Raw genomic sequence first — 26,744 nt, 5'->3', positions numbered from 1 at the left:
AACGGGAAGGTGAAGAATGAGTATTTTTGATTATCCGCGCATCAATTTTAAGGGAACGATCCAGTTGAACCCGGGCACCGCGAACAATGACGATTATGCCCCGTATTACACGCTGCCCGCTTCGTGGGGGCCGCCTTTCGCAGGCATGCCCCTCGCGCTGATTGATTCGAAGAACGTCCAGGCCAGAACCTATGGAAAGTCGGACGATGACTTCATCGCCTGGGTGCAACAGCAGCAAACCTTCGACGTGGTCGGCACTCCAGGTCAAACCGCACAAGTTATTCCCGCTGAGTGGAATTATTACGGCGGGATGGAGATGAGTAGTATCGCGGTGAAGGTAATCGGAGTACAAACCGGCCCCAGCGAAATCTCTTCGGAAGCAAATAGCAGTGTGCCGCTAACTAATCTGCTGGGCGCCGAGCTCGCCATTTCAAACGGACATATCACTGACGTCAATTCCGAAGGCTCGCCGCCTGCGACACAGTTTTTTATCGATGGGCTCACACTGAGCAAAGGCGGCACGACCTTCATCAAGGGCAGCCCATCAAAAGGCGCCTGCCAGTGGTTGAATTTTTACCGGAACGCGAATCTCACTGCCGACGGTGGCGCCGGCGGCTACGTCTATCACGTAATGCGGAAGAGTCAGGCAGGAACCATCATCGACATTCCGGGATTCGACGATCCGAATGTGGTCGGCGCTATCCTCCGCTACTATCTCTTCCGGCCCATGGAGACTGCCAGTACGCCTGCGCAAATCGAGGCCGTTTATCAGCAGAAGCAAGCCAACCCCGCAACTCTGGAAATCGTCGGCACGATCGCGCCATTGCATGCTGACGAGGATATTGTTACCACGCCGAAGGGAAGGCTGATGGTCTCAAACACTGCGCAGATTCCCACGCCGCCGGGGTCAACGAATAATAGTCCCAACGGCTTGCTCGCGTTGGCGCCGGCCGTGCTGCGGGTGGCCAACACCAGTGTGTCAGCCGATTTTGTCGGCACGTTCCCGGACTATTATCAAAAGTCCTTCGTGCCTCTAAACGACAAGTACTATTTTGGGGAAGTGTCGCTGGTTGTCTCTGCCGGCGCCAACAGTGCAGTGATCGGCGCGGTCGATTATGCGAATACACTTCGCGGCGACCAGCAGGGCTGGGTCCTGGATTTTGACATCTCCTCGAACGCTGCCGCTCAGCAAGTATTGCAGGACGCGAACGCGAGCTTTCAACTGGTCCATCCGAAGCTCGGGGTGATCCTTGCCGAGACAGATTACTATTTTGTCTCGAACCAACAGGCAATCTATGCGGAGCAGTTTGGCAGCGGCTCGGAGTTCCTGAACCAGGGAACTCGCGAGCCAGCTACGGTTTTGCTTCTTCGACACGGACTGGAGATTCCGGCCCACAAGAGTCCGGGGATTACGGTCTGGCAGTATCGTTCAATTCCTTTGGAGGACCCCGGCAATGCGGTCGCGATCTCCACAAACCATACGCCTGGGCGGCCCATCATCGTCGACACCAGCCAACCGGGGAACTTCCTGTTCACGTTCTCGATCACTGATGACGACAACCCCGGTACGTTCCCGCCACCGAGCTATGGCACCTTCATGAATCCGCCCTACGTTACGAATGCTCCGTCCATCAGCCTCCGCATTTTGCCGAACAGCGAGGACTTTAGCCAATACTATGTCGATCCGGAAGCCCCCGAGCCAGTGGGAAATGATTCACTGACCTTTGACGTTCTTTACGAGAAGGTCCTACGCACCTACTACTTGCTCTATCCGGTTATGATTCCGTTTGTGAAGCTTAATTCTGAAGCGGATGTGGCGAAGAACGCGCAGGCCATTCTGCGGACAACGGATGCTTCTGTTTGGATGTCTGCTGACTACATGCCGCGGAGTCGGGATATGTCCGCCAGCCGTGTCAGGCTTTTGCAAGCTTGGTGTCGGAAGGTGCAAACCAAGGGCGGGACGGCGAAGACTTGTCAGTAGAAAAGGGTTTACCGCTCGCCCCGTGACAGTTAAGCCCACCGTGAAGCCCGACGCGGCAATGGGCAAAGCACGGCCCTCGAAGAACTCAGCACGGCAAGGGCTTTGATGATCTACGATTCAACAGGAATCATATAATGACCAACCCCTGCGTCTGCCATTCCAAGCTTCGCTTAAGTAATCGTCTCGAGGTAATCGATCAGGGTACGGGCCAGGTTACCCATGACGGTAGCGACGTTCTGCGACGCATTCGGACCTGAAATCAGAAGCTCATCGACTCTTTTGTTGGTTATGAATTCAAGCTCAACGTAACACGCCCGGCACTTCTTGGGAGTGTTAACATTTCCCAGCCGATCGTCCCGCAAAAGAGGCAGGCTGCCTGGACCAGAGGCGGTGTCGGGTTTCACGCCGCGATCTTTCGCCTGAGCGTCGATCGACTGCAGTGAAGCGAAGAGTGAGTTATTCACCTTGGTCGCAAAGTCTTTGTCATCCGCTAGATTCACATTCCCGTTTTTTTTGAAGAACGTTTCTACCCCGCGGACTGATCGATCATCGAGTCCATTGAAATGCAGGGCGAGAAACAGGTCCGCCTTGTGAGTCGCCGCAAACTTCGACCGCTGGCCAATGCCGAGATTCTCATCTTTGGTGCGGGTCAGGACAACCTTGATCTGCTCATTCTTCTGTTCCGCCAACTTTTGCAGTGAATCTCGGAGGATCGTGCAGAAGTCGAGGGTGAGCTTTTTCTCTTTCACGCCACTGAAGCTGGTGGCATTGTTTGGTTTGCTGCCGCCGACGGTCTTGGTTCCGCCGTGGCCCGGATCGAGAACTATTGTTCCCAGAGACATGGTTTTCTTCTCCTTTTCTTAAATGTTCCCCCGACCTTAATGTTGAACGAGAGCAAAACGTTTCGAGACGTGCGACGCTTCGCCAGGCTTTTGATGTGCGCAATCACTAACACGGTTAGGCAAAACAAAAGGTCGCCGGATCTGATCCAGCGACCTTAGGGAACTGGCTCCGCAGGTAGGACTCGAACCTACAACCCTTCGGTTAACAGCCGAATGCTCTGCCATTGAGCTACTGCGGAATACTGTTGCGCACGGCCCGAAATCAGCCGTGCGCGAATCAGTTTTATAACAAAAGGTCACCCTTCAGGCAAGGCGACGTCAGATCACACCCTGCGACGCAAGGCGTTACATAAATTGTCCGGCTGAACGATACCGCTTGCCTGTTCCACGTTTGCCGACTACTTTCGTCACGTGTCCGTTCGCGAATGGAAACTGGCCCGCCGATCATTGCCGTACGGTGAACGCACGCTCGTGATGGGCGTGCTCAACGTCACGCCTGACAGTTTCAGCGACGGCGGACAGTTCTTTCCGTTCGAACGCGCTGTTGCTCAAGCCGAACAAATGTTGGCCCAAGGCGCCGACATCATTGACGTTGGCGGTGAATCGACACGCCCGGGTTCTGAGTTCGTTTCTGAAGATGAAGAATTGCGCCGCGTGATTCCGGTAATCGAGCGCCTCGCGTCATCATCTTCCATTCCAATTTCAATTGACACAACGAAGCCTGCGGTGGCGCGCGCGGCTTTGGAAGCGGGCGCAGAGATCGTTAACGACATCTCCGGCCTCCGTTTCGATCCGGCGATTGCTGACGAAGCAGCAAGAGCAAAAGCCGGCCTCGTCCTGATGCACTCACGCGGCACGCCGAAAGACATGCAACAGATGCCCCCGGTCGCTGACATCATCACCGAAGTCATCAGCGGCTTGCGTCAAAGCGTTATCATCGCTGAACAGCGCGGCGTTCCACGCGAAAGCATCGCGATCGATCCCGGAATCGGTTTTGGCAAGACTGCCGGACAGAACGTTGAACTGATTGCGAAGCTGGATCAGCTGGCGCAGGCGTTTCCCGACCTTCCGTTGATGATCGGCACGTCGCGAAAATCGTTTCTTGGAAAGTTGCTCGGCGATGCGCCTGCTGACCAGCGGCTCTATGGAACACTCGCATCAGTTGTCGCCGCAGTAATGAACGGTGGGCACATTGTGAGGGTTCACGATGTGAAAGCCACCGCTGACGCGGTGCGGGTGTTGGATGCGGTTCGTGCTGTTAGGTAGCCGGCGTTGCCGCAGATCACTCGTACCAAATCTCAATCTCGTACCCATCTGGGTCTTCGACATGGATAAACGGAAATCCCGGCGCGAATTCTCCCCGTCGGAGGACCTTTCCGCCGGCGCGCTCGGCTTCACGCACTGCCTTGTCGATGTCCTTTGCAGTTGTAAGCCGAAAACCAAAGTGATCGATGCCGGCACGTTTCCCGGCGGCTCTGGTGTCGCGCTCGAACGCAATCACATCGTGAGGACCCGGCCCGAGCACCTGAATACTGTTTTCGTCCCGGTAGTATTCTTTAACTCCGAACAAGCTGCGATAGAACTGCAGCGAACGATCAGGGTCCCTGACGGCGAGGCTGATATGCGTGAGCCCGTGGGTCTTGATCATCTTTAGCCAGCTTCATCCGCTGACGGTCCGTAAATCGCCGGCACCGGAATGTCGAGGAGCCGCAGATAAACGCCGAGTTGTGCGCGGTGGTGGATCAGGTGACTCAAGATGAAACCGCGGATCACCGCCGTGCGCGGCAGGGTAAAGAATGTCTTGCCGGTCATCTTCAGCGACCACTTTCCCTGCCAACTCTCATCGGTAGCGGCTTCCAAGGCTGCCCGCGCGGCAACAATATTCTTGTCGAACATTTCCAACAATTCTTTGGTCGACTTGGCTTCTGGTTCACTGTATGGTTCGGCGCCTTCCGGCTGGACGTCCAATTCGTCTCCGTCAAAGGTTGACGCGGTCCAACCGGCAATGTTCGCCACATGCGAAGCCAGCGCGCCGAGCGTCATCGATTTCTCGTGCGGCTTCCAGTCGAACTTGCCGTCCGGCACTCGCTCGAGACTCTTGCGTGTGCTCGCCATCTCATGATCAAACTCCGGCAGAATTGTTTTGCTGATTGACATGAACAACCTCCAGTCCAACTTTGTCAGGGCGAGGGATTATAAGTATGCTTGCCAATCCTCATCAAGCACGTGCGTCGGTTTAGAGTTCAAGCTTTAGCTGCGTAATAAGCAACCTGAAGGTTGAACTCTGAGCAGATGAATAACAAGTACGACGTCATCGTAATTGGCGGTGGCCACAACGGCCTCGTGAACGCGGCGTATCTGGCGCGCGCGGGCAAGCGTGTGCTCGTGCTCGAACGGCGATACGTGCTTGGCGGCGCGGCGGTCACGGAAGAAGTCTTTCCCGGCTTCAAATTCTCGGTCTGTTCGTACGTCGTTTCGCTGCTGCGACCGGAAATTATCCGCGAACTCGATCTGCCGCGTCATGGGCTGGAGATTTTGCCGCTTGACGGGACGTTCACACCGATGCCGAACGGCGATTATCTGTGGCGCGTCAACGATCATGGGAAGACGCGGCGCGAGATCGCGCGGCATTCGAAGCTCGACGCCGAAGCATACGACGAATACGGCAAGGCAATGGTCGAGATGGCGCACTTCGTCAAGCCGATCATGAACATGACACCACCCGATCCGGCTTCGCTGAATCCGAAAGGGTTGCTGGATCTGCTGACGATGGGGCGGCGTTTTCAGAAACTCTCGCCGGACGATAAATACAATCAGGTGCAGTTGATGACGATGAGCGCCGTCGATTTTCTCGATCAATGGTTCGAGACCGACGTGCTGAAAGCGACTATGTCCGCGTCGGGCATCATCGGCACGTTTCTCGGCGTGCGATCCCCGGGAACCGCGTACGTGCTTCTGCATCACTACATGGGTGAAATTGATGGTGCATTTCGCTCGTGGGGACTGTCGCGCGGCGGTACCGGCGCGATTTCAAATGCGATTGCTGAGGCCGCGCGAGAAGCCGGCGCCGAGATTCGAACCGAAACTCCGATTGCGAAGATTCTCTTGAAAAACGGCGAAGCGAAAGGCGTCGTGCTGGAAAACGGTGACGAGGTTTACGCCGACGTTATTTCATCGAGCGTCGATCCGCGGCTGACCTTCATGAAGATGGTTGGCGAAGAGCATCTGCCCGAGGACTTTGTGGATGACATCAAGCGATATAAGTTTCGCGGTTCGTCCGGCAAAGTGAATCTTGCGCTCGATGCTTTGCCGGATTTCAAAGCGATGCCTGGCGCTGGTCCGCATCTGCGCGGTGCAGTCTCAATTTCGCCGAGCGTCGAATACATGGAACGCGCTTACGACGATGCGAAATACGGCCGCTTCTCGCGACGGCCCTACATCGACATGGTAATTCCTTCGCTTACTGATCCTTCGGTGGCGCCGCCCGGAAAGCACGTGATGTCATGTTTCGTTCAATACGCGCCGTACAATTTGAAGGAAGGGAACTGGGACGAGAAGCGCGAAGAGTTCGGCGACACCGTCATCAACACCATCGCAGAGCACGCGCCGAACATTAAAGACATCATTCTGCACCGCCAGGTCGTAACGCCGCTCGATCTTGAACGCGAATTTGGATTGTCGGAAGGAAACATCTTTCAAGGTGAGCTGACTTTGGAGCAACTTTTCTTCCTGAGACCCGCTCCGGGTTGGGCGCAGTATCGTTCGCCAATCAAGAACCTTTACATGTGCGGCTCGGCCACGCATCCCGGCGGCGGGATCATGGGCGCGAACGGGCGGAATGCGGCGATGATGATTCTCAAGGATCTTTAGTTTCAAGTGTCGAAGTCATGAGGTCAGAACCATCTGCGTGAGCGGATGGGTCAATGCGTCGGAGATAAATTGCATCGGGGACCCACCCGCTGACGCAGGTGGTACTGACAACATTGCCAACTTGAGACTTGGAACTTGAAACATGAAACCTGTTTTAATTCTCGGCTCCGGCCACAACGCGCTTGTCACCGCGTACTATCTCGCGAAGGCGGGACTGAAACCTTTAGTGCTGGAAGGCCGCGAAGTTATCGGCGGCGCCTGCGTCACTGAAGAGTTTCATCCAGGCTTTCGCTGTTCGACTTTGGCCGGCAGCACCGGGCCTCTTCTGCCGCAGATCGTCAATGACCTCCAACTACAAAAGCATGGCGTCGAGTTCATCAAACCTGCCGTACAAATCTGCGCGTTGAATCTGGAAGGGCCGGCGATCAGCATTTACCAAGACGCCGGGCGTACGAGCGAAGAGCTCGCATCGGTGGCTCCGCGCGATGCGGCGAAGTATTTGGAATTCGTTGCGACATTTGAGCGTATCGGTCGCGCGCTCAGGCCCTTGCTGACTCTGACCCCCCCGAACATCGACGCGCCTTCGAAGAGCGAGTTGTGGAATCTTGGAAAACTCGGCTGGGCGGTTCGCGGGCTCGGAAAGAAGGATGAGTATCGGCTGCTTCGTTACGGACCGATGGCCGTTGCCGATCTGGCTGGTGAATGGTTTGAGAATGAATCAATGCGCGCGATCGTCGCCGCGCGGGGAATTTTCGGGGCCTTCGCCGGTCCCTGGTCCGCAGGAACTTGCGGACAAGTTTTGCTTCAGGCGGCGAACGATGGCAGCGCAATCGCACCGGCCGCTTTCGTGAAAGGTGGCATGGGCGCCCTGACGAAGGCGCTCGCGAAAGCGGCTACCGAAGCTGGCGCTGAGATTCGCACGAACGCAGAAGTAGCGCGCATCGAAGTCGCCGATGGCCGAGTGTCGAAAGTTGTGCTCTCGAGCGGCGAAGAATTGCCGGCTTGGATCTGCGTATCCTCGCATGATCCGGGAATCACCTTTCTTGAGTTTATGGATCTTGGCGAGCTGGAACCTGGTTTTAGGAACAAGATTCAGAACTACCGCGCGGTGGGCACAGTCGCGAAAGTACATCTCGCGCTGACGGCGCTGCCGAAATTCCTAAGTGCTTCAGGTGAGAATCTCTCGGGACGGATTCATATCGGCCCGGAGATCGACTATCTCGAGCGCGCATTCGACGCGGCAAAGTATGGTGAGTTCTCAACGCAGCCGTACATGGATATTACGATTCCGACGCTTACCGATTCGTCCTTAGCTCCGAACGGGGCGCACGTGATGTCGATTCATGCGCAGTTCGCGCCTTATGAGCTTCGGTCCGCGGGCGTCCTGCCTGCTGGCGCGCCAGAGGCGCGCGTACCGAATAACTGGGATTCGCGCCGCGAAGAACTGGGTGACGTGATCGTTGATGCGCTGTCGGCGTACGCTCCGAACCTCAAAGAGCTGGTTGTTGGACGACAAGTCCTGACGCCACTCGATCTTGAACGAACGTATGGACTCAGCGGGGGACACATTCACCACGGCGAGATGTCTTTGGATCAGCTCTTCACGTTCCGGCCCTTGATTGGGTACGCGCGATATCGAACGCCAATTGCAGGACTTTACCTGTGCGGTTCGGGAACGCATCCCGGCGGTGGCGTGACGGGCGCGCCGGGATTCAATGCGAGTCGAGAGATTTTAAAGGACCTGAAAGCAGGTAAGAGGTAAGAGGTAAGAGGTAAGAGGTAAGAGCTAAGAGCACACTGTTCTTCGTCCCGCTAGGGACGAAATGTTTATAGTTCACACGACCCCGGAAACAATCCAGCCTCGCAAGAAGCGATGTGTCGCTTCTTGCGAGGCTCCTGAGTTTGAGTGGCCCGAGTTCTATAAACATTTCGCTCCTCACGGAGCGATGAGTTGCCTACGCTGCGCTCCCTTTCGACATTCCAATCACGGCGCCAATCGCACCGAACAACAAGCCGACTCCCATGAAAACGAAGCCGATAATCGTGCGCGTGCCGTCCACGAATCCGGTGCCGACTAACCGAATCCACTCGGCCGGTCCGGCGTCGTGAGGGACGATCATCAACCCCGTTGCAATCAGGAAAGATCCGACCGCCATGAGCATCAGCCACGAAGCCGTGATCCGAGCGCGGCCGATCTTCTGGCCAATCTCGCTGTGCGAGTAGCCGTACGAAAGATAGATTGCGAAGCCCAGCGCCAGCCACGCGATGAACCGCCAATACGATCCTCCGGGCAGGTAATAGATCAGGAACGCGCATGTCACCGCGCCGAGGCCCGGGAGAAACCAGGGCCCCAAAGGAACCCGGAACGGCCGGTGGCGATGCGGATCTTTGTAACGCAGAACGATCACGCCTACGCACACCAGAATGAAAGCGAAGAGTGTCCCGATGTTTGTCAGGCTGACCATCTCATCGACGGTCGCGAACGCTGCGATGCCACCGACCAACACGCCGGTAAGAATCGTTGTGACGTGCGGCGTCTTGAAGCGCGGATGAACTGAGGCGAACACGGAAGGCAGCAAGCCATCGCGCGCCATGGAAAAGAAAATGCGCGGCTGGCCCAACTGAAACACGAGCAGAACAGCCGTGTGGGCGACGACCGAGCCGAACGCGATCACACCGGCCTGCCAACGAGCGTTCGGCGCCACTGAAGTCAGCGCGACGGACAGTGATTTGTCGAGGTCACCCTTGGACCACGTGCTTAAAGCGTCGAAAGGCACTGCGCCGGTGAACACCGCGGCGACCGCAACGTATAGAACGGTGCAGATGATCAAGCTGGCGATGATCCCAATCGGCAAATCCCGCGCGGGGTTCTTCGTTTCTTCGGCTACAGTCGAAACCGCGTCAAATCCGATATAGGCAAAGAAAACGACGGCGGCGCCGGTAAACGTTCCGGTCCATCCCATCGGCTGGAAAGGCTTCCAGTTCTCGACCATCGTCGAGGGCGAGACGAAATAAAGCATCAAGGTGATGAAGAACAACAACACGATGATCTTGATCGCGACCATTCCGGCGTTAAAGTTGGCGGACTCTTTGATTCCCCACACGAGCACGACCGTGATCAGGGCGACGATGCCGAAGGCCGGCGCGTTAAAAACGATTGGGTACCCCAATAAGTTGGGCGCTGCCGCCAGGACTTCGGGGGTGGCGGTGCGATAGTTATTGACCAGCCATTCAGGCAGTGAGATACCGATCGTCCTGAGGAACTCGTTGAAGTAACCGGCCCAGCTAATTGCCACCGCGACGTTACCGATGGCGTACTCGATGATGAGGTCCCAGCCGATAATCCAGGCGACGACTTCACCCAGAGTCGCGTACGAGTAGGTGTAAGCCGAACCCGAGATCGGCACCATCGACGCCAGTTCGGCGTAGCACAACGCGGTGAAGCCGCACACGAGGGCCGTAATGACGAACGAGAGCGTCAACGACGCGCCGGCGCCGGGCCTTACCAGCAGGCCTTCGAGAGTTTTCTCGCCGGCCGCCGCGGTTCCCACCGTCGCAAAGATTCCGGCGCCGATGATCGCTCCGATACCGATCAACGTGACGTCGAAAGCACCCAACGTCCGTTTCAAGGAAAACTGTGGCCCGCCGGCGGCCGCCAAAATGTCGTCCAGATTTTTCGTGCGAAAGATTCCGCGTAACATGCGGCGGAGTTTAAAGTTTCAAGTTTAAGGTTTCAAGTTTTTTATTCAATTACCAGGCCCGCACGTCGCTGGATCTGCTGGACTCTAACTTGAAACCTGAAACTTGGAACTTGAAACTCAGGTAGGCTAGACTTCGACTGAATTACGTTGTGATTCGAAATGACTCCTGAAACCAAGCCGGCGCGGGTTCTTTACGAGAATCTCGACACCAGTTTTGTGAATGTTTGGGCGTTGCTGCGGTATTTGTCGCAGCGCTCGTTCATCGGTCGCGTGCACGTAGAGCTCGAGAATTACTCGGCTGACGTGTTCGTGAATGGCAGCGAAACGCCCATGGTTCACGAGATTGATCGCGACGCCGGCACGGACGTGGTGGAAGAGGCGGCGCTGCATCGGCTGGTGCTGCGTGTGCGCGAGTCATCCGGGTCGATCAACGTCTACGAAGGCGTTTCAGAATCCATTCCGCCGCAAACTGTAGCAGTGGAGTCTCCACCACCTGCCGATGAAATCGCGCCAGTGACGGAACTCCAAGCAGCAACTCCGGAAGCGATGCGTTCGAGCGCCGCAAAAGACGAAGAAGAAACGGTGATGGCTACAGACACAGTTACCGTGGTCAGTCAGGCAAGCGACGGTGAGTGGAGCGAGACTGTACGAGTCAGCGGTGAATTGATCGCCGCTCTCGAGCGGGCCGCAACCTCCCTCGGGGCTGACTTTGATTCGCTGTTTCGCGAGACGCGGATCTCATTGGCGGATGATTACGCCTTTTTAGATCCGATGACGGGTCAACTGCGTTATGAAAATTCCTCCGTGACGGTGAACCGTGACTCGCAACCGCAAGGCTACGTCGCCGGCGTCAGTGAAGCTTTGCGACGCGTGGTCGATCAGATCGCGACTGGTGAGCGAGAGCGCCGCACGCGCGAACGAATCGCACTTGAACTGGCCCGCGTGGCGCGAAAGCACAACGAAGCGCTGGCGCGATCCGGATTCAGTGAGCAACTCGACCGGATTGCGGGAACGAAAGTCATCTAGAAAAAAACGTCAGTAGTCAGTTGTCAGTTGTTCGCTAGCTAATCAGGCGGCTGATCAGTAACAGACCAGTTGAACCGGTGTGCCACTGACAACTGACAACTGACCACGGACAACTGACCACTGACAGATGTCGTTCCGAAATATCCTCTTCCCAACTGACTTCACGGCGCACGCGCGGTCGGCGTTAAAGTATGCGGCGGCGTTTGCGCGCGAGGCCGGTGGCCGGGTCATGCTTTTTAGTGTGCAAAGCGGCGAAGTGCCGGCGAATCTGATGACCCTGCCTGAGCGCGTGCTCAAGGAGCAGGAAAGTGAATGGCTGCTGCAACTGCGCCGCGAAGTCCAGCAGCTCCTTGCCGATCCACTGTTCGACGGAATTGAAGTCGAGCCAGTCATCGTGGAGGGCGAGCCGGCTTCCGAGATTGCCAAAGCCGTCGGCGATTACGACATCGATTTGGTAACCGTAGTGACGCATGGCCGGGGCGGTCTGGCGCGCGCCCTGTTCGGATCGACCGCTGAAGAGATTATCGCCGAAGCGCCGTGTCCCGTTCTGACAATCCGTCCACCGCAACATGATTTCGTCGAGCACTGCGGAAATTCAACCGACATTCGTCTCAATAGAATTCTGTTGGCGACAAACTTCCGCCCCTCCTCGATTCCGGCGACGAGCATGGCGCGTGAAATTGCCCGCACGCACCACGCAGAACTGCACGCCGTTTACGTCATCGGCGATTACTTCGAGCAGCTTTCCGTCATGTTCCCCGAAGGCGGAACCTCGGCCTTGTCGCGCATGCGCCAGGAAGTCCAGCAGCGCATGCAATCATTCGAGGGCGAGGGCAATGGCAGCGTCAAGACTCATATTGCCGAGGGCCGGCCGTACGCTGAGATTGTGAGGATCGCCGCCGAGATCGATGCGGATTTGATCGTCATCGGGATGACAGTGCACGCGTCGCTTTTCGGCGGCGCGCCGGCATTGGGTTCCGAGATCGAACGCGTCGTAAGGAACTCACCCTGCCCGGTACTGTGTGTGCCTTCGGGCAAAGTCGTCACGCCGCTTCCCGCCTTTTCTCACCCCCAGGTCGTGCCGCAACCGCAGATGTAATGTGAGGTCAGCCCGAAGGGCTGAAAGAAAGTAGCCGGGGGTTGAGCGCAGCGATACCCCCGGGTATCGAGTGTCTTTGATTTTTGACCCTGAAAGGGTCACAGAGTTCGTCTGGCACCCTTTCAGGGTGCCGAATACGGCGCCGACGTTTCCGGGGGTCTACGCTTCGCTGCGACCCCCGGCTACTCTCTAGCAACCCTTCGGGTTGCGAACCTACTCCAAAGTTTGACCGCAAACATCGGATAGAACCGCATTCGCCGACTGCGTATCATCTGCTCATCAGATCCGTGAGAGGTGAAGTAAGATGTTGCAGCCGATATCAACAACGCCGGTGGTCATGACAAACCCCGAACTTTGGAATGCAGTCCTTGAGCGAGACGCTTCGCGCGACGGCAGTTTCGTTTTCGCCGTGCGGTCCACGGGGATTTACTGCCGGCCATCGTGTCCGGCGCGCCGTCCGAAACGCGAGCAGGTGAGTTTCTTTCGCGTGCCTGAAGCCGCAGAGCAAGCCGGCTTTCGCGCGTGCAAGCGTTGCCATCCGCGTCGCGCGAACGCGAACGATCCGCAAATTGAGCTCGCGCGTCAGGTGTGTCACGTGATTGACGAGCACGAGGAAGATACCGCTACGCTGCAAAGCTTGAGCGCAGCAACCGGCGTCAATGCTCATCACTTACAACGCACGTTCAAGCAGGTGATGGGAATTACGCCGAGACAGTACGCTGAGTCGCGCAAGCTTGAACGATTCAAAGCCGGGATTAAGAAGGGCGCGTCGGTGACCGACGCGATGTACGATGCCGGATACGGATCCAGCCGGGCGCTCTATGAAAAATCTTCCGAGCAGTTAGGAATGACGCCGGCGACTTATGGCCGCGGGGGAAAGGGAATGCGCATCGTCTTCACGATTTCTCAGTCACCACTCGGCCGTTTGTTAGTCGCAGCGACTGAACGCGGCGTGTGCGCCGTGACGATTGGCGATTCGGATGCGGAATTGATGCGCGCGCTGTTCGCCGAGTATCCGAATGCTGCGATCGACTCGAAAGACACTTCGATCAGCCCTTCACTGAATCTTTGGCTGCAAAAAGTTCTGGACTCGCTGAACGGCGAATCTCGTTTGATCGAGTTGCCCATGGACGTGCAAGCGACCGCATTTCAAAGACGCGTGTGGGAAGAGTTGCGGCGCATTCCGTTCGGCTCAACCCGTTCATATCAGGAGATTGCCAAAGCGATTGGTAAACCGAACGCGGTGCGGGCGGTGGCAAGCGCGTGTGCGAGCAATCGTCTGGCGCTGGTCATCCCTTGCCATCGAGTCATCCGGGAGGACAAGAGTTTGGGTGGGTACCGGTGGGGGATAGAGCGGAAAAAAGAATTGTTGGCGAAAGAGCGTCAGGCCGCGCCGGAATCATAAGTCCTCGCCGCGTAGCGGCGGAATGTTTATAGAAACCGACTAGATTAATTGGTACTAGCGGCTCGGCGAAATGACTTATCATTTCGCCGAGCCGCTGTCATTGATGACGCGAGGTTCTATAAACATCTCGTGCCTAACGGCACGAAAACCCTGGATTACACTCCCAAGCTTCAGTACCGGCGGGCGCTTCGCCTCATTACTTAACCCAAACCGTCTTAATGTTCACAAACTCCCGGATTCCGAACTCACCCAACTCGCGGCCGTAGCCGGAATTCTTTACGCCGCCGAACGGTAGACGCGGATCGGAAGCGACCATGCCGTTGATAAAGACTGAGCCGGCATCAATCTCCGCGATGAAGCGTGCGCGCTCGTCATCGTCGTTTGTCCACGCGGCCGCGCCCAGACCGAAGGTCGTGGCATTCGCCAGTTCGATCGCTTCGTCAATTGAGCTAACCCGAAACAGGGAAGCGACCGGGCCAAAGATCTCGTCGCGAAATGCCGGTGAGTCTTTCGGAATGTCCGCCAGCACCGTGGGCTCGTAGAAATGTCCGCGCCCGAGATTCCCTTCGAATTTCACTCGCCGCCCGCCAGTCAAAATCTTCGCACCCGCGGCGACGCTCACCTTCACCTGATCTTCCACATCGGCCAGGATTTGTTCCGTCGCGAGGGGCCCGATGTCGCTCGCTGAATCCAATGGATCACCGACGCGCAGACTTTTCATCGCCGCGACGAACTCACTTTCGAATCGATCGTAAATGTCCGCGTGCACAATAAATCGCTTGGCCGCGATGCACGATTGCCCGTTGTTAATCGTCCGTGCCTTGACGGCGGTGCTCACCGCTTCGTCGAAGTTGGCCGACGGCATGACGATGAAAGGATCGCTTCCGCCAAGTTCGAGCACAGCCTTCTTGATGTTCTTCCCGGCAATGCTCGCCACGCTGCGGCCGGCGGATTCGCTGCCAGTCAACGTCGTCGCCGCGACGCGCGGATCTTCCAGCAGTTCTTGCACGGCGTCTGTTCCGACTAACAAAGTCTGAAACGCGCCTGGCGGAAATCCTGCGCGGCGGAAAATGTCTTCGATTGCCAGCGCGCACTGCGGCACATTCGAGGCATGTTTCAGCAGGCCGATGTTGCCGGCCATCAAAGCGGGCGCGGCGAAACGAAACACCTGCCAGAAAGGGAAATTCCAGGGCATGATCGCCAACACGATGCCGAGCGGCTGAAAACGAACATAGCTTTTCGTCGCATTCGTTTGAATGACTTCGTCGTCCAGATGGCGTTCGGCATTCTCAGCGTAGTATCGACAAACCCAGGCGCATTTCTCGGCTTCCTGCACTGCGGCGTTAATGGGCTTGCCCATCTCGAGCGTCATCGTCCGCGCGAGCGTCTGCTTTTCGTTTTCGAGTATCTCTGCGGCGCGCAGCATCTTCTCGCCCCGATCCGAAAACGTTGTGCGGCGATAGTCGCGGAAGGTTTCCGCCGCGCGACTTAACTTCTCTTCAATTTGTGGTTGATTAAGCGAATCGAAGGTCTGCAGAACTTCGCCTGTAGCAGGATTGATCGATGCGATCGGCATGCGAAGATTATAGCCACTGCGTCAGGAGTCTGATACCGCGCCGGCATCTGCTTCCGGAATCGCCACAGTCCGGTGCTGCCGGCGCCATACAATCAGTCCCAAGCCGAGGATGATGCACGCACTGCCGGCGATCAGACGCCAGTTGAGTTGCTCGTGCAGGACCAACATTCCCAGAATGACGGCGACGACCGGCGTCACCAAAGCGATCAGCATCGTGTTGGTCACGTCCATGTTTCGCACCAGCCAGTAATAAAGCCAGAATGCAATCACTGATCCGACGATGACGAGGTACATCAGAGAGAGAAATGCAGAAAGTGTCCAACGAAACTGCAGTGGATTCCCTTCCATCGAGAATCCGGCGATGAGCAAGGGCACAAAACCGAAGACCATTTGCGAGGCGGCCAGAATCTGCGGATCGATTTTGCCTCCATAGGCTTTCACCAAAACATTCGAATACGATCCGAAGACAGCACTCAGCACGAGCGCGATGCTGCCCAGCAGCGCCATCGAACCGGCAATCGTCAGTTGATCGGAAAAGATGACGCCGACGCCGAAGACTCCGAGCAGCACGCCGGCGACTTTCAAAGTAGTCATTCGTTCGTTGGGAAGATAGAAATGCGCGATGACCAAACCAAAAAGCGGAAACGTTGACTGCAGCACGGCGGCCAGACCTGAGGAGATGTATTGCTCGCCCCAGAAAACCAGACCGTAGTTCAGGGTGAATTGCAGGAGCCCGCTGACGGCAATCAGGTACCATTCGGTGCGGGTGCGTGGCCAGCGCGCGCGCCGAATCAGGATAAGCGAACCGAGAATTGCTGAGGCGAGGACGAAACGCAGCCCGGCAAAAGTGAATGGCGGCAGATCGCGCAGGCCGATCTTAATGAATAGCCAGGTCGATCCCCAGATGCCGCAGAGGATCAGCCAAACGATGCGGGCTTTCATTTAGTGAGTTGTACGTGACGTGATGATGCGATGCAAGGCAGCAAGCGGGGCAGTAGCCCGACCGTCCGGGAGGGCGCTCTGAGATCTCAAATTCAGTTCTGAGATCTCATCACGCCCTCATCGACGGTCGGCTACTGCCCCAAATTTGCGCGAACCTTACTTGTTCTGGTGATGTTGCATGTCCAACTTGATAATGTTGAACGCGGCGCCCTGGGGATCAGCAAGCACGGCGAAGCGACCGACGTTTGGAATGTCTGTCGGTGGCATGTACGTGCGTGCGCCGAGCGACGTGGCTTTTTCCACCATCGCATCGCAGTCATCAACCGCGAAATAGACTCCCCAGTTGGGCGGCATCGGGCCCATGTCCGGTTGGATTTGCATCATGCCGCCAATGTGCTCTTCACCGTTAATCCATTCGGTATAGGGCATTCCTTTGTCGGCATCAGTCTTGGACTTCCAGCCGAAGAGCTTCGTGTAAAAATCCTTTGCTCTCTCGGCGTCCTTCGTCATCAGCTCGTTCCAACACAGAGTGTTGTTCTCGTTCTTAATGCCGACGCCTTTGTGCTGTTTCGGCTCCCAGATGCAGAAGTGCGCGCCGGTGGGGTCGGCAATAACCGCCATGCGCCCGTGCTCCATTACATCAAAAGGTTCCTGCACGACTTCCGCTCCCAGTGATTTAGCTTTCGCGGCGGTTTCGTCGGCGCTGGTGACAGCGACGTAACAGGCCCAATGCGTCGGGACGTGCTCCATTTCGCCGCCTTTTTGGTACGACGCGGCGACATCTTTGCCGTTGATTTTGTAGATGGTATAGACCATGTCCGGTCCCATAGGGTTGTCATTGCCTTCCCAGCCGAACAGGTCGGTGTAAAACTTTTTAGCTCCCGGCCCGTCGGTAGTTGCCAGTTCGATCCAACAGAAAGTTCCGGGGGCGTGTTCCATTTGTGTTTGTGCTGCTGCGGTATCGCTCATGGTTTTTTCTCCTTGGAAATTGCTGGTGTCGCGATTTGTTTAGAGGCTGCCTACCGGCCGTCTGTTTCTCACGTGGCGGGCAGTAGCCCGCCTCTAAACAATTGGCGTTTGTCGTGGCGCAGGACTGTACCAGCAGCGTTGGAAAAACTCTACCTGAGCGCGGCTGAGGGATTGTAAAAAGTTGTGAAGTTTGAGTGAAGGATTGAGCCGCGCATACCCTAAAAACGAAATCGCGCTGCTTTCACCCGAAGATGCATAGCAGCGCAATCTCGAAGTCTTATGAATCACCGAAGCGATTCGTAAGATGGCAGCCTGTCCTCGTCAGGCGCAAGCCGCCATTTATATACCGGTAAGCAATCGGCGGTCGACGCTTTCCGGTCAGCACGCGATTCGCTTCAGTTAACTTCGCGTCCCTTGCGAGCCGCAAAATCTGTTTCCGCAAATCTCACATCAAAGCCGAACAAGTCGGTATCAACGTGGTGCCGTTAGGTAGTCTTTTTTGGTGGCTGTCCTCCACCGCCGGTTACGTTCCGGCAACGAGGCTCGGATTTCTCCGAGCGACGTAGCTCACCACTAGCGGGTCCTTCCCAGTGGTTGCTACCCGTTTTTATCCGGGCGCTCAGGAAAATCTTTCGACTCTCCCTAGCAGACCTTTCGGTCTCAACGAAAGGCGTCATAGCAACTGCAAACCGCTCTGCCTTTGCTCTCTCCCAGAGTCTCGCGACTCCGTTCGCCGTCCTTTCGTCGGTCTCGATGGCCGTGACCGTCGTGACGGGATGGTTTATACCTAAAACAAATTCTCTGGTCAAAGTTCCGTGTGTTTTATTTTTCAAAGATTGATTTATTTCGCTTGACGCGTGGAAAACTCAGAGTTTATTGAGAAGTTTTAGCGGAAAAATAAAACAGCACCGGGGGAAAAGTTTACGGGAAGTTTTTTGGCAAAACTTTTAAGTGCTCTTTCATCGGGCCCACTGCCGCTCCAAGAAAGACTTTGTGAGCGAACAAACTCGGCGAGTTGCGTAGCAGCGGTCTTAGCTAAGCCCAAGGCGAGGCTTGGCGAGCCTTGGGAACATGCCCGTTATAGATCAGCGGAGCCCGCGAACAGGGCGACATATCAGTCCCGCGTTCAAAGTTTTTCGAGTCAGAGCCACCGCAGTGCCTCATTGAGTGGTTCGTACTGCAGAGAAATCTTGCTAGCGATCCCTCCGATAGCCTAACTCAAGGTCGCCGCTCCGCGGCCCTACAAATTTCTTACTTCCCGATAGCGAAAACAATTCGCGTCGTGATCATTGACCATTCCGACCGCTTGCATAAACGAGTAGCAGATTGTTGGGCCAACGAATTTGAAGCCGCGTTTTAAGAGATCGCGGCTCAACATCTCGGATTCGGCGGTCGTGACAGGCACCGGAGCGCCGCGCTTGCGACGCAAAGGCCTTCCGTTCACAAATCGCCAGACATACGCGTCGAAACTGCCGAACTCCTTCTGTACTGCGAGAAAAGCTTTGCCGTTTTGAATCGCCGCTGCGATCTTTAAGCGATTACGAATGATACCTTCGTCGGAGAGCAGTTTCTCAACTTTGCGCTGGTCGTATTTCGCGACCTTTCGCGCGTCGAAATTGTCGAAAGCGCGCCGATAATTCTCGCGCTTCCGCAAAATCGTTTCCCAGCTCAGGCCGGCTTGCGCGCCTTCCAGAATAAGAAACTCGAATAGGGTCCGATCGTCGTGCACAGGGACGCCCCATTCACGATCGTGATACTCGATGGACAGCGGAGTCTTTGCCCACTGACAGCGGGCTGGGGTGACAGGGGAATTCAAGTGGTTGCGATGAATGTGCTACTTGTGTTTACCGTTGATGACGCCCTTGATCGCTTTCAGCAGGTCGCCTGGTTCGACCGGTTTCGCAAGATGAGCCTGAAACCCGGCGGAAAGCGCCAGCTTGCGATCGTTTTCGGCCGCGAACGCGGTCAAAGCAATCGCCGGAACTTTCTTGGTGTCGGAAGACATCGCGCGCACCTTGCGAATCAGGTCGTAACCGCTCTCAAGCGGTAGACCGATATCACTAACTAGAACATCAGGAGGGGCTGCGGACAGACTTTCGAATGCCCCCTTAGCGGTATCAACGGCCTCAACCTGTGCGCCGGAGCTTTGCAACACCATCGCGATTAGCTCGCGCGCATCAGGTTCGTCTTCAACCAGCAGAATGCGCAGGCCCTTCAGCTCGTGACCCTGGTCCCCGTTCGTCTTTTGTGATTCCGCACGCGACGCGCCCCGTTTTTCGACCGACGCCAGGGGTAAGTGAATCGTGAAGGTGGATCCGCGGTTCTCGCCGTCGCTCGCCGCAGTCACTGTGCCGCCATGTAGTTCAATCAGATGGCGCACGATCGCGAGGCCCAATCCCATTCCGCGATGAGATCGCGTGGCGGTTGATTCTGCCTGGCGAAAACGTTCGAAGACATGCGGTAGAAAGTCTTCCGAAATACCAATGCCCGTGTCGCTGATAACGACTTCGGCAAATCCATTCTGACGCCGGAAGTCCACCGACACCTTGCCGCCTTTCGGAGTGAACTTCACCGCGTTCGAAAGAAGGTTCCAAATGATCTGTTGCAAACGCGACGCGTCCCCCGCCACTGGTCCCACCGTGGCGTCGTAGTTAACGTCGATCGTGATCTCTTTCGCGTCGGCCGCCGGCCGCACAACTTCAACGGCAGCGTCAAGGACCGGCATCAATTCGGTCGGCACAACTTCCAGGTTCAGTTTGCCGCCGACGATGCGTGAGATATCGACGAGATCCTCGATTAACTGCGCCTGGGCTTTCGCATTCCGTTCGATCGTCTCGATGGCATGGTCAGCGGTCGTCTTATCAAGCTTGTGTCCGCGTAGAATCGTGAGCCAGCCCAGCATCGCCGTCAGCGGCGTGCGCAACTCATGCGAGAGCGTGGCGAGAAATTCATCTTTCGTGCGGCTCGCAACTTCCGCATCCTGACGGGCGGCGCGTTCAGCCGCGAGCAAGCGCGCGATCTCTTCCTGGGTGCGCTTCTGTTCGGTGATGTCACGCGCGATCTTTGACGCGCCGACTATCTTGCCGGTCGCATCGTGGATCGGAGACACCGTTAGTGACACGGCCAGGCGCCGTCCGTCTTTGGCCACGCGAATCGTTTCGTAGTGATCGATACGTTCACCGCGTCTGATACGCGCCAGAATCTTCGGCTCCTCGTCCGGCCACTCAGGGGGAATCAAAACAGCCACCGGCTTGCCGATCATTTCTGAGGCCTTATACCCGTAGAGCCGTTCCGCCGCCGGGTTCCAACTGGTGATGATTCCGTTCAGGTCTTTCGAGATAACGGCGTCATCAGTCGTTTCCACAATTGCCGCGAGGTGGCGTAAAGCCTTCTCAGCCTGCAGTTGTTGGGTTATGTCGCGGGTGAAGCAGCGCGTGTGGATGAGTTCGCCATTCTCAAAATAGGCACTCGAATTGATCACCACATCACGGACCGTTCCATCTTTTGAGCGCAGTTGGGCACGATACTCTTCGAGCGTTTCGCCTTTGCTCAGACGCGCGAGAATGTCCTGAATCAGGGTTTGATCCACATAGAACTCAGCAATATTGCGGCCGACATATTCGTCCGCCGAATAACCCAGCATGCGCAACTCCGCTTTGTTCGCCCGCAGGATTGTGCCGTCAGGACCAACCCAGTGGATGGCTTCGGTGGCGTTCTCAAAGAACTCGGTAAGCTCTCGCTCGCTGCGCTGTAAAGTCTCTTCCGTTTTCTTTCGGTCAGTAATGTCAACGAGCATATTGATGGCGCCCACCAAATTGCCCTGGGCATCGCGTAAAGGAGTCGGGTAGGGAATGAAGTTCGCGCGCGTTCCGTCAGGACGTTCGGCGATAGCTTCGTGCCCGCGAATCCCTTCGCCGCTGTGCAGAGCGATCGCCATCGGGCATTCTGCGTGCGGCATCGGCGTGCCGTCCGGGTGATAGAGTTTCCACGTGACGCACCAGGAATCACTGCCCACCACTGGTGTGCGTCCGGAGAAATCGACGGCGGCCTGATTAAACATGGTGATGCGGCCCGCCGCGTCGGTGGTATATACGGCCGCCGGTAAAGCTTCAATCACCGAGCGATAGCGCTGTTCGCTTTCGGCCAGCGACTGCTCGACGCGTTTGCGCTCCGTGATATCGGTGAAATACAGATTCACATAGTCAGCCGAAGTGATCGGCGCCATTTCAATTGAATAGGTGAGATCGCCGACCTCATATTCAGTCGCTTCGCGGGTGCCGCGGTTGAAGACCTCCCGTACTTTGCTAGTAATGTGCTCCGGCGCCGCGCGGCCAACGGCAACGCCCCACACGTGCAGTAATCTTTCGGCGGCCGGATTCGCAAAGGCGACAACTCCTTCGGTGGTCACACGAATAACTGGGGCAGGATTCTCCTGCGGCAAAAGGCTGGCGGCTTCGACTCTTGCCTCAGCGCGCTTGCGTTCGATGAACTGGCCTATCTGACTCCCGATACCGCCAAACATGGCGAGTAGTTGTTCGTCAGGCTGCCGTATCTCCGCACTGAAAAACTCCATCACGCCGAGAAACTTCTCGTTGAACGTGATGGGGAAGGCGAACGCTCCATGCAGGCCCTCTTCGATCGCGATGGGCATGCGCGGAAAATTTTCGTCTTGAGCGACGTCGCGAATCCAGGCCGGTTCTCGACTGACCCAGACGCGGCCCGGCAGACCGACGCCCGGTTCGAATGTGCGTTCACGACAGATGGCGTCAAATTGCGGTTTCGGCGTCTTCTGCCAGGTGGCGACGCTGCGTAGCTCCTCGCCATTAGTGGCGGGCATCCAAACGCAACCAAACTCCAGTCCCAACGATTCGCCGACGGTCGGCAAAATCCGTTCGAGCGCAATGCCTACCTTCGGCGATTCGGCCAGGATCTGTGTGACCGCGAGATTTGCTTCGAGCCTTCTTTGATCTTCACCGCGCTTTGTTTCTGCCAGTCGCTTCTCTTCAACGACCGTTACAAGAAACAGGAAGGTCACCGCATTGGTAGCGATGAAAAGCTGCAACATCATCAGCGATTGGTTGGGATCGCTTGGGCTGACGAATGGACCTAAGCCGTGCGCCGTTCCCCAAATAGCGAATGCGGAGATGACTGCGACCGCAACCGTTACGCCTCTTCGGCCGAGTCTGAACGCCGCCCAAAGCAGAAAGGGAATCATCAAACGGCTGAGCGGATAATACGGCAGCGGGGTGGGCGCTTTTTCACCGAACGTCACAATGGCGCTGACGGAGAGAAGCAAAATGAGAAGTGTCGCCTCGAGATATCTATGCTTTGGTAGCCAATGACCTTTACCCAGACTCCAGGTGAGAATCAGAGGCGTCACTGTCACGGCGCCCGTCAGATCTCCGAGCCACCAGGTCAGCCAGAGGGACCAGAAATTCGCCGAGGTTGACGCACCGCCTAAATAAAGGCTGATGTTTCCGAGCGTCGCGCTGATCGTCGTGCAGAGCGCGGCTACAACCACGAACTTGAAAACGTCGCGCGCTCGATCCATGGAAGGCCGGAAGCCCACCGCCATTAGGACACGCGCCGCGATTAAGGTTTCGAGCGTGTTTCCGATCGCAATTCCGAAAGCGCTCGCCATCGAGATGGGAGTTAAGAGATTAGTTAGCAGCGCGCCGAGGAAGATTCCCGGCCAGACGCGGTAGCCGAGTATCAGGACTGCCGCCAGGGCGATCCCGGTCGGCGGCCAAACAGGGGAAACATTGGTGTGAACGGAAGCCAACGACAGGCCGAACTTGCCCGCCGCGAAATAGACCGCTGCGAGCAAAACAATCGACAGCACGTACAACACTGGATTGCTTTTGATGTCGGGCACAGCTCGACGCAGGAGAGAAGCCGGTTGGGACTCGCCGAAAGATTGTCGGGCTAAGCTCATATTAATACCACCAAATTGTCAGGATCTTTGCGACGCGTTCTTGGGGGAACAGCCGTTTGGGGTCGTGTAACTTTACCACAGAAAGGGCGAGCCGACCGTGCGTCTTGACCTGGCCTGAGAGGTGACCGGGTTGGCGTCTAATCAATCAACTCGCTGAAAACCAGAATGTACCCGTTCGGATCCTTAACTTCGAACTCCCAATCGCCGTAGGGCTGCTTTCGCAACGGCAACACTATTTCGACTCTGTCCTTTATTGACTCGTAAAATTCTTTCACACTTTCCATTCTGATGTACGCGTCCCATACGCCACCTTGGCGCCGGCTGTAGAGGTCTGGCTTTTCGTAGCCCGGCACGTGCTGAAACATTATTTCCACCGTGTCGCGGCTGACGATCGCAAAGACGTATGGCGGTGTCTCGGGAAAGGGGTAGGTCGTAAAGCCGAGCTGTTCCTGATACCAGCGAATCGTCTCGCCGACATCGGCGACCGCGAAGGTGGGAGCAGCGTTGAAAAGTTTTGGCATGCTTTTCGAGACGACGCGACGGATATTACATTACAATGCGCAGCGAACAAGAGAATGAAAGGCAACATCCCCATCCCCGAACTCCCATTCGCCGAAGAAGTGTGGTTGATGGTGGCGGTGACCTCTGTGCGCGAGCGTCGCACGCAACAAGGGAAACCGTTTCGCGATGCCAACGCGCGCAATGCGACCGGCAATCTGCTGCTGAAAATCTGGGGCGAAGTGCTGGAAGGCCGCGAGGATCTCCGTCCCGGTTTGTGGGGCGTCACCGGCAAACTCGAATCATTTCAGGAGCGAACGCAGTTCGTCGTTTCTGAATACAAGCCGATCACAATTGAACAGTATCGCGAGTACGTCGGCTGCGATCCGTTGATGCCGCGCGCCTTCACGCTGGACATTGAGACGCTGGCGCTGCCGGGATTTCGCGACCGGGTCGGTCCCAAGCTCGAGCGCGATTTCCGGCTGGGCTACATGCGCCTGGAACAACAGCAACGCTATTTGGAAGACATCGCGGCCGAAGAAGAGCGTGTCTATCAACTCGGTTCGCTGAACGCAATCTCGGGGCGAATCCTCTCCATCGCCGTTCACATCGGGCCGGTGCCGGGGATTGAGATTCCCGGGCTGACGCCGAATCAAAGTGAGCACGCGTTCGGTATCGATGCCGATGGCAACCTGCAGGAAGAAGCAGAAGCCTTGAAAGGCTTTCTGCTGCTGATGTCTGACTTTGATCCTGACTGCGACCTCGTGGTAGGACACAACATCATAAGTTTCGATCTGCCGTTCATCTTTCAGCGATGTTTCGCGAACAATATCCCGGTCAAGCCCTTCATCGACCTCGGCGAGTTCCACGTGCGCGGCGCTTACGACACGATGCGCGCGTGGTGGCTCGGTGATCGACGAAGTCGTGTCGGCCTCGACGATCTTGCCTGGGCGTTAGGATTTGAATCGAGCAAGACCGGCGAAGTCGAAGGAAGTAAAGTTTTCGAGCTCTATCAGGCCGGTAAACTCGCTGAGATTCGTGAATACAATTTGAACGACGTGCGCTTAACGCGAAAAGTTTACGAACGCCTGGTCGCGTGTTTGGGCGGATGATGTGGAGAGCGCCGGCTTGCTGGCGCTCTCCACTCTCCGCAAGCGGAGAGGAGGCGGGGGAGAGGTAGCGCGCTCGCCAACCCCACCCCTAACCCATCCCGCAAGCGGAGAGGGGAACTTGGATCCTCCATGGACGAAGCTCACGGCGATCCAAAGCGGCGTCAGGCCGCCGCACTCCAAATTGCCCGCGGCCGCGACGCTGTTTCACGTTTGCAACACTTCTGCTAAACTGAGTTTCCATGACTGAGGTAATCCCCGTTCTCATACTGCTGGCCGGTGTGGCACTTGGTGCAGTCGTCACCTGGCTAATCTTCCGCGCCAAGGCGAACAGCGCCTTCGAAGACGGAAAGAGTGAAAGCGCGACCCAACTCGCCACGTTTCATGAGCGGCTGCTCTCAAAAGACAACGAGTTGCTGAAGCTTCAGCGGGCTCTTGACGGCGAGGTGAGCGAAAGCGACGGACTGCGCGAACACAATTCTCGTTTGCAGGCTCAGCTTGAAGGCGAGCGCCGCGCCGCTCAGGAGCGAACCGAATCGTTCAAGCGCGTCACCGAAGAACTGGCTGAGAAATTCAAGGCGCTTTCGCGTGACGCTTTGAAAGACAACAACCAGGAATTCCTCAACCTGGCGCGCGCGACGCTGGAAAAGTTTCAAGCGACCGCGAAAGGCGATTTGGATCAGCGGCAACAGGCGATCGACCAACTGGTTAAGCCCCTGAAAGAGTCGCTCGATAAAGTTGACGGGAAGATTGGCGAGATCGAAAAAGCCCGCGCCGGAGCTTACGCCGAGCTGCGTGAACAAGTGCGTGGCCTGGCCACGTCGCAGTTGCAGCTGCAGGCGGAAACCGGAAATTTAGTGAAGGCGTTGCGCACTCCCCACATTCGGGGGCGCTGGGGCGAGATCCAGCTGCGGCGCGTCGTCGAACTTGCCGGCATGGTCCAGTACTGCGACTTTAACGAACAGGCAAACGTGATAACGGAAGACGGGCGTATTCGACCGGATGTCATTGTGCGGCTTCCAGGGAATAGGACAATTGTGGTGGATGCAAAGGTTCCGTTCGAAGCGTTCTATGAATCGATCTCAACCACCGACGATGGCATTCGCGTGGAAAGACTAAAGGAGCACGCACGCCTGGTGCGCACGCACATCGGCCACCTTAGCAAGAAATCATATTGGGAAACTTGCCAGCCGACGCCGGAGTTCGTCTTGCTTTTCCTGCCCGGCGAGAATTTTTATAGTGCGGCACTCGAACAGGATCCGAAGCTGATTGAAGATGGCATCAATCAGCGGGTGATCATTGCCACGCCCACGACATTGATCGCGCTTTTGAAGGCCATCTCATACGGTTGGCAACAGGAGCAAAGGGCCGCCAATGCCGACGAAGTAGGAAAACTCGGCAAGGAGCTTTACGACCGGCTGCGGACCTTCGTCAACTACTTCGCAGACATCGGCCGCAATCTCGATCGCGCGCTTGAGTCGTACAACAAAGGCGTGGGTTCGCTCGAAGCGCGCGTGATGGTGACGGCGCGCAAGTTCAAAGAACGCGGCGCTATTGCCGGTGAAGAAGTTGAGATCATCGACTCAGTCGATAAATCAACACGCGTCCTGACGCTGGACGAAGGTGGACTCTTTCCTGAATTGGTGGCGGGTGAACCCGAACCCGAACCTGACGATGACGAAACGATGCCTCTGTTGAGAAGTTCAAAGACCGCTGGTGGATGACTCAGCCAGAATTCATCTGCGAAGTGGCACAGACTTTAGTCTGTGAATTCAACGATGGAATCACAGA

Annotated in this window: 19 protein-coding genes and 1 tRNA gene; 9 read left to right on the top strand and 11 right to left on the bottom strand. The window is 56.5% G+C overall.

Translation table 11 applies throughout. The annotated features are described in order from the left end of the window. Window positions 1-16: 16 nt before the first annotated feature. On the top strand, window positions 17-1,981 hold the full coding sequence (locus tag VFX97_12140) for a hypothetical protein (protein HEX5703944.1): 1,965 nt from the start codon (window positions 17-19) through the stop codon (window positions 1,979-1,981). 170 nt (window positions 1,982-2,151) lie between these two features. On the opposite strand, the gene VFX97_12135 is transcribed toward VFX97_12140, so the two are convergent. Further along, window positions 2,152-2,823 carry an N-acetylmuramoyl-L-alanine amidase gene (locus tag VFX97_12135; protein HEX5703943.1) on the bottom strand — a complete coding sequence of 224 codons (672 nt, stop codon included), beginning with the start codon at window positions 2,821-2,823 and terminating at the stop codon, window positions 2,152-2,154. Window positions 2,824-2,987: 164 nt separating this feature from the next. Next, window positions 2,988-3,062, bottom strand: a tRNA-Asn gene (locus tag VFX97_12130). 172 nt (window positions 3,063-3,234) lie between these two features. On the opposite strand from VFX97_12130, the gene folP reads away from it, so the two are divergent. After that, window positions 3,235-4,089 (top strand): dihydropteroate synthase, encoded by an 855-nt coding sequence (gene folP / locus VFX97_12125; GenBank protein ID HEX5703942.1) that lies wholly within the window; start codon window positions 3,235-3,237, stop codon window positions 4,087-4,089. Window positions 4,090-4,105: 16 nt separating this feature from the next. On the opposite strand, the gene VFX97_12120 is transcribed toward folP, so the two are convergent. Both VFX97_12120 and VFX97_12115 read right to left on the bottom strand, forming a co-directional pair. Next, a complete protein-coding gene (locus tag VFX97_12120) occupies window positions 4,106-4,471 on the bottom strand; it encodes a VOC family protein (GenBank protein HEX5703941.1) in 366 nt (121 codons plus the stop codon). Between the two features lie 2 nt (window positions 4,472-4,473). Next, window positions 4,474-4,980 (bottom strand): DinB family protein, encoded by a 507-nt coding sequence (locus VFX97_12115; protein ID HEX5703940.1) that lies wholly within the window; start codon window positions 4,978-4,980, stop codon window positions 4,474-4,476. Window positions 4,981-5,115: 135 nt separating this feature from the next. On the opposite strand from VFX97_12115, the gene VFX97_12110 reads away from it, so the two are divergent. Next, window positions 5,116-6,693 (top strand): NAD(P)/FAD-dependent oxidoreductase, encoded by a 1,578-nt coding sequence (locus VFX97_12110; GenBank protein ID HEX5703939.1) that lies wholly within the window; start codon window positions 5,116-5,118, stop codon window positions 6,691-6,693. A gap of 142 nt (window positions 6,694-6,835) precedes the next feature. Further along, window positions 6,836-8,455: an NAD(P)/FAD-dependent oxidoreductase gene (locus VFX97_12105; GenBank protein ID HEX5703938.1), complete on the top strand. Its 1,620-nt coding sequence runs from the start codon at window positions 6,836-6,838 to the stop codon at window positions 8,453-8,455. A gap of 193 nt (window positions 8,456-8,648) precedes the next feature. Here VFX97_12105 and VFX97_12100 read toward each other — a convergent pair whose 3' ends face one another. Further along, complete coding sequence (locus tag VFX97_12100; GenBank protein HEX5703937.1) at window positions 8,649-10,394, bottom strand: amino acid permease; 1,746 nt, start codon at window positions 10,392-10,394, stop codon at window positions 8,649-8,651. Between the two features lie 159 nt (window positions 10,395-10,553). Here VFX97_12100 and VFX97_12095 point away from each other — a divergent pair, with 159 nt between their 5' ends. The 3 genes from VFX97_12095 to ada all read left to right on the top strand — a co-directional run bounded on the left by VFX97_12095 (window position 10,554) and on the right by ada (window position 13,924). Further along, the gene (locus tag VFX97_12095; GenBank protein ID HEX5703936.1) at window positions 10,554-11,420 is read left to right on the top strand and encodes a hypothetical protein; all 867 of its coding nucleotides are present in this window, start codon (window positions 10,554-10,556) and stop codon (window positions 11,418-11,420) included. A gap of 127 nt (window positions 11,421-11,547) precedes the next feature. Beyond that, window positions 11,548-12,519, top strand: a complete 972-nt coding sequence (locus VFX97_12090; GenBank protein HEX5703935.1) for a universal stress protein — start codon at window positions 11,548-11,550, stop codon at window positions 12,517-12,519. A gap of 337 nt (window positions 12,520-12,856) precedes the next feature. After that, window positions 12,857-13,924, top strand: a complete 1,068-nt coding sequence (gene ada / locus VFX97_12085) for a bifunctional DNA-binding transcriptional regulator/O6-methylguanine-DNA methyltransferase Ada (GenBank protein HEX5703934.1) — start codon at window positions 12,857-12,859, stop codon at window positions 13,922-13,924. Between the two features lie 196 nt (window positions 13,925-14,120). Here the strand turns inward: ada and VFX97_12080 are convergent, their stop codons facing one another. The 6 genes from VFX97_12080 to VFX97_12055 form a co-directional block, all read right to left on the bottom strand. Then, on the bottom strand, window positions 14,121-15,500 hold the full coding sequence (locus VFX97_12080; GenBank protein ID HEX5703933.1) for an NAD-dependent succinate-semialdehyde dehydrogenase: 1,380 nt from the start codon (window positions 15,498-15,500) through the stop codon (window positions 14,121-14,123). A 21-nt stretch (window positions 15,501-15,521) separates the two neighbouring features. Beyond that, window positions 15,522-16,442, bottom strand: coding sequence for an EamA family transporter (locus VFX97_12075; GenBank protein HEX5703932.1), 921 nt, complete (start codon window positions 16,440-16,442; stop codon window positions 15,522-15,524). 156 nt (window positions 16,443-16,598) lie between these two features. Then, complete coding sequence (locus tag VFX97_12070; GenBank protein ID HEX5703931.1) at window positions 16,599-17,411, bottom strand: VOC family protein; 813 nt, start codon at window positions 17,409-17,411, stop codon at window positions 16,599-16,601. Window positions 17,412-18,651: 1,240 nt separating this feature from the next. Next, complete coding sequence (locus VFX97_12065; GenBank protein ID HEX5703930.1) at window positions 18,652-19,227, bottom strand: DNA-3-methyladenine glycosylase I; 576 nt, start codon at window positions 19,225-19,227, stop codon at window positions 18,652-18,654. 18 nt (window positions 19,228-19,245) lie between these two features. Beyond that, on the bottom strand, window positions 19,246-23,346 hold the full coding sequence (locus VFX97_12060; protein ID HEX5703929.1) for a PAS domain S-box protein: 4,101 nt from the start codon (window positions 23,344-23,346) through the stop codon (window positions 19,246-19,248). 137 nt (window positions 23,347-23,483) lie between these two features. Then, window positions 23,484-23,867, bottom strand: a complete 384-nt coding sequence (locus VFX97_12055) for a VOC family protein (protein HEX5703928.1) — start codon at window positions 23,865-23,867, stop codon at window positions 23,484-23,486. 54 nt (window positions 23,868-23,921) lie between these two features. Here VFX97_12055 and VFX97_12050 point away from each other — a divergent pair, with 54 nt between their 5' ends. Both VFX97_12050 and rmuC read left to right on the top strand, forming a co-directional pair. Continuing rightward, window positions 23,922-24,956 carry a ribonuclease H-like domain-containing protein gene (locus VFX97_12050; protein HEX5703927.1) on the top strand — a complete coding sequence of 345 codons (1,035 nt, stop codon included), beginning with the start codon at window positions 23,922-23,924 and terminating at the stop codon, window positions 24,954-24,956. A gap of 239 nt (window positions 24,957-25,195) precedes the next feature. After that, window positions 25,196-26,677, top strand: coding sequence for a DNA recombination protein RmuC (gene rmuC / locus VFX97_12045; GenBank protein HEX5703926.1), 1,482 nt, complete (start codon window positions 25,196-25,198; stop codon window positions 26,675-26,677). Window positions 26,678-26,744 lie beyond the last annotated feature (67 nt).

Source organism: Pyrinomonadaceae bacterium, assembly GCA_036277115.1.
In the GTDB taxonomy this organism is placed as follows: domain Bacteria; phylum Acidobacteriota; class Blastocatellia; order Pyrinomonadales; family Pyrinomonadaceae; genus UBA11740.
This window is presented reverse-complemented; position numbering and strand designations above follow the sequence as displayed.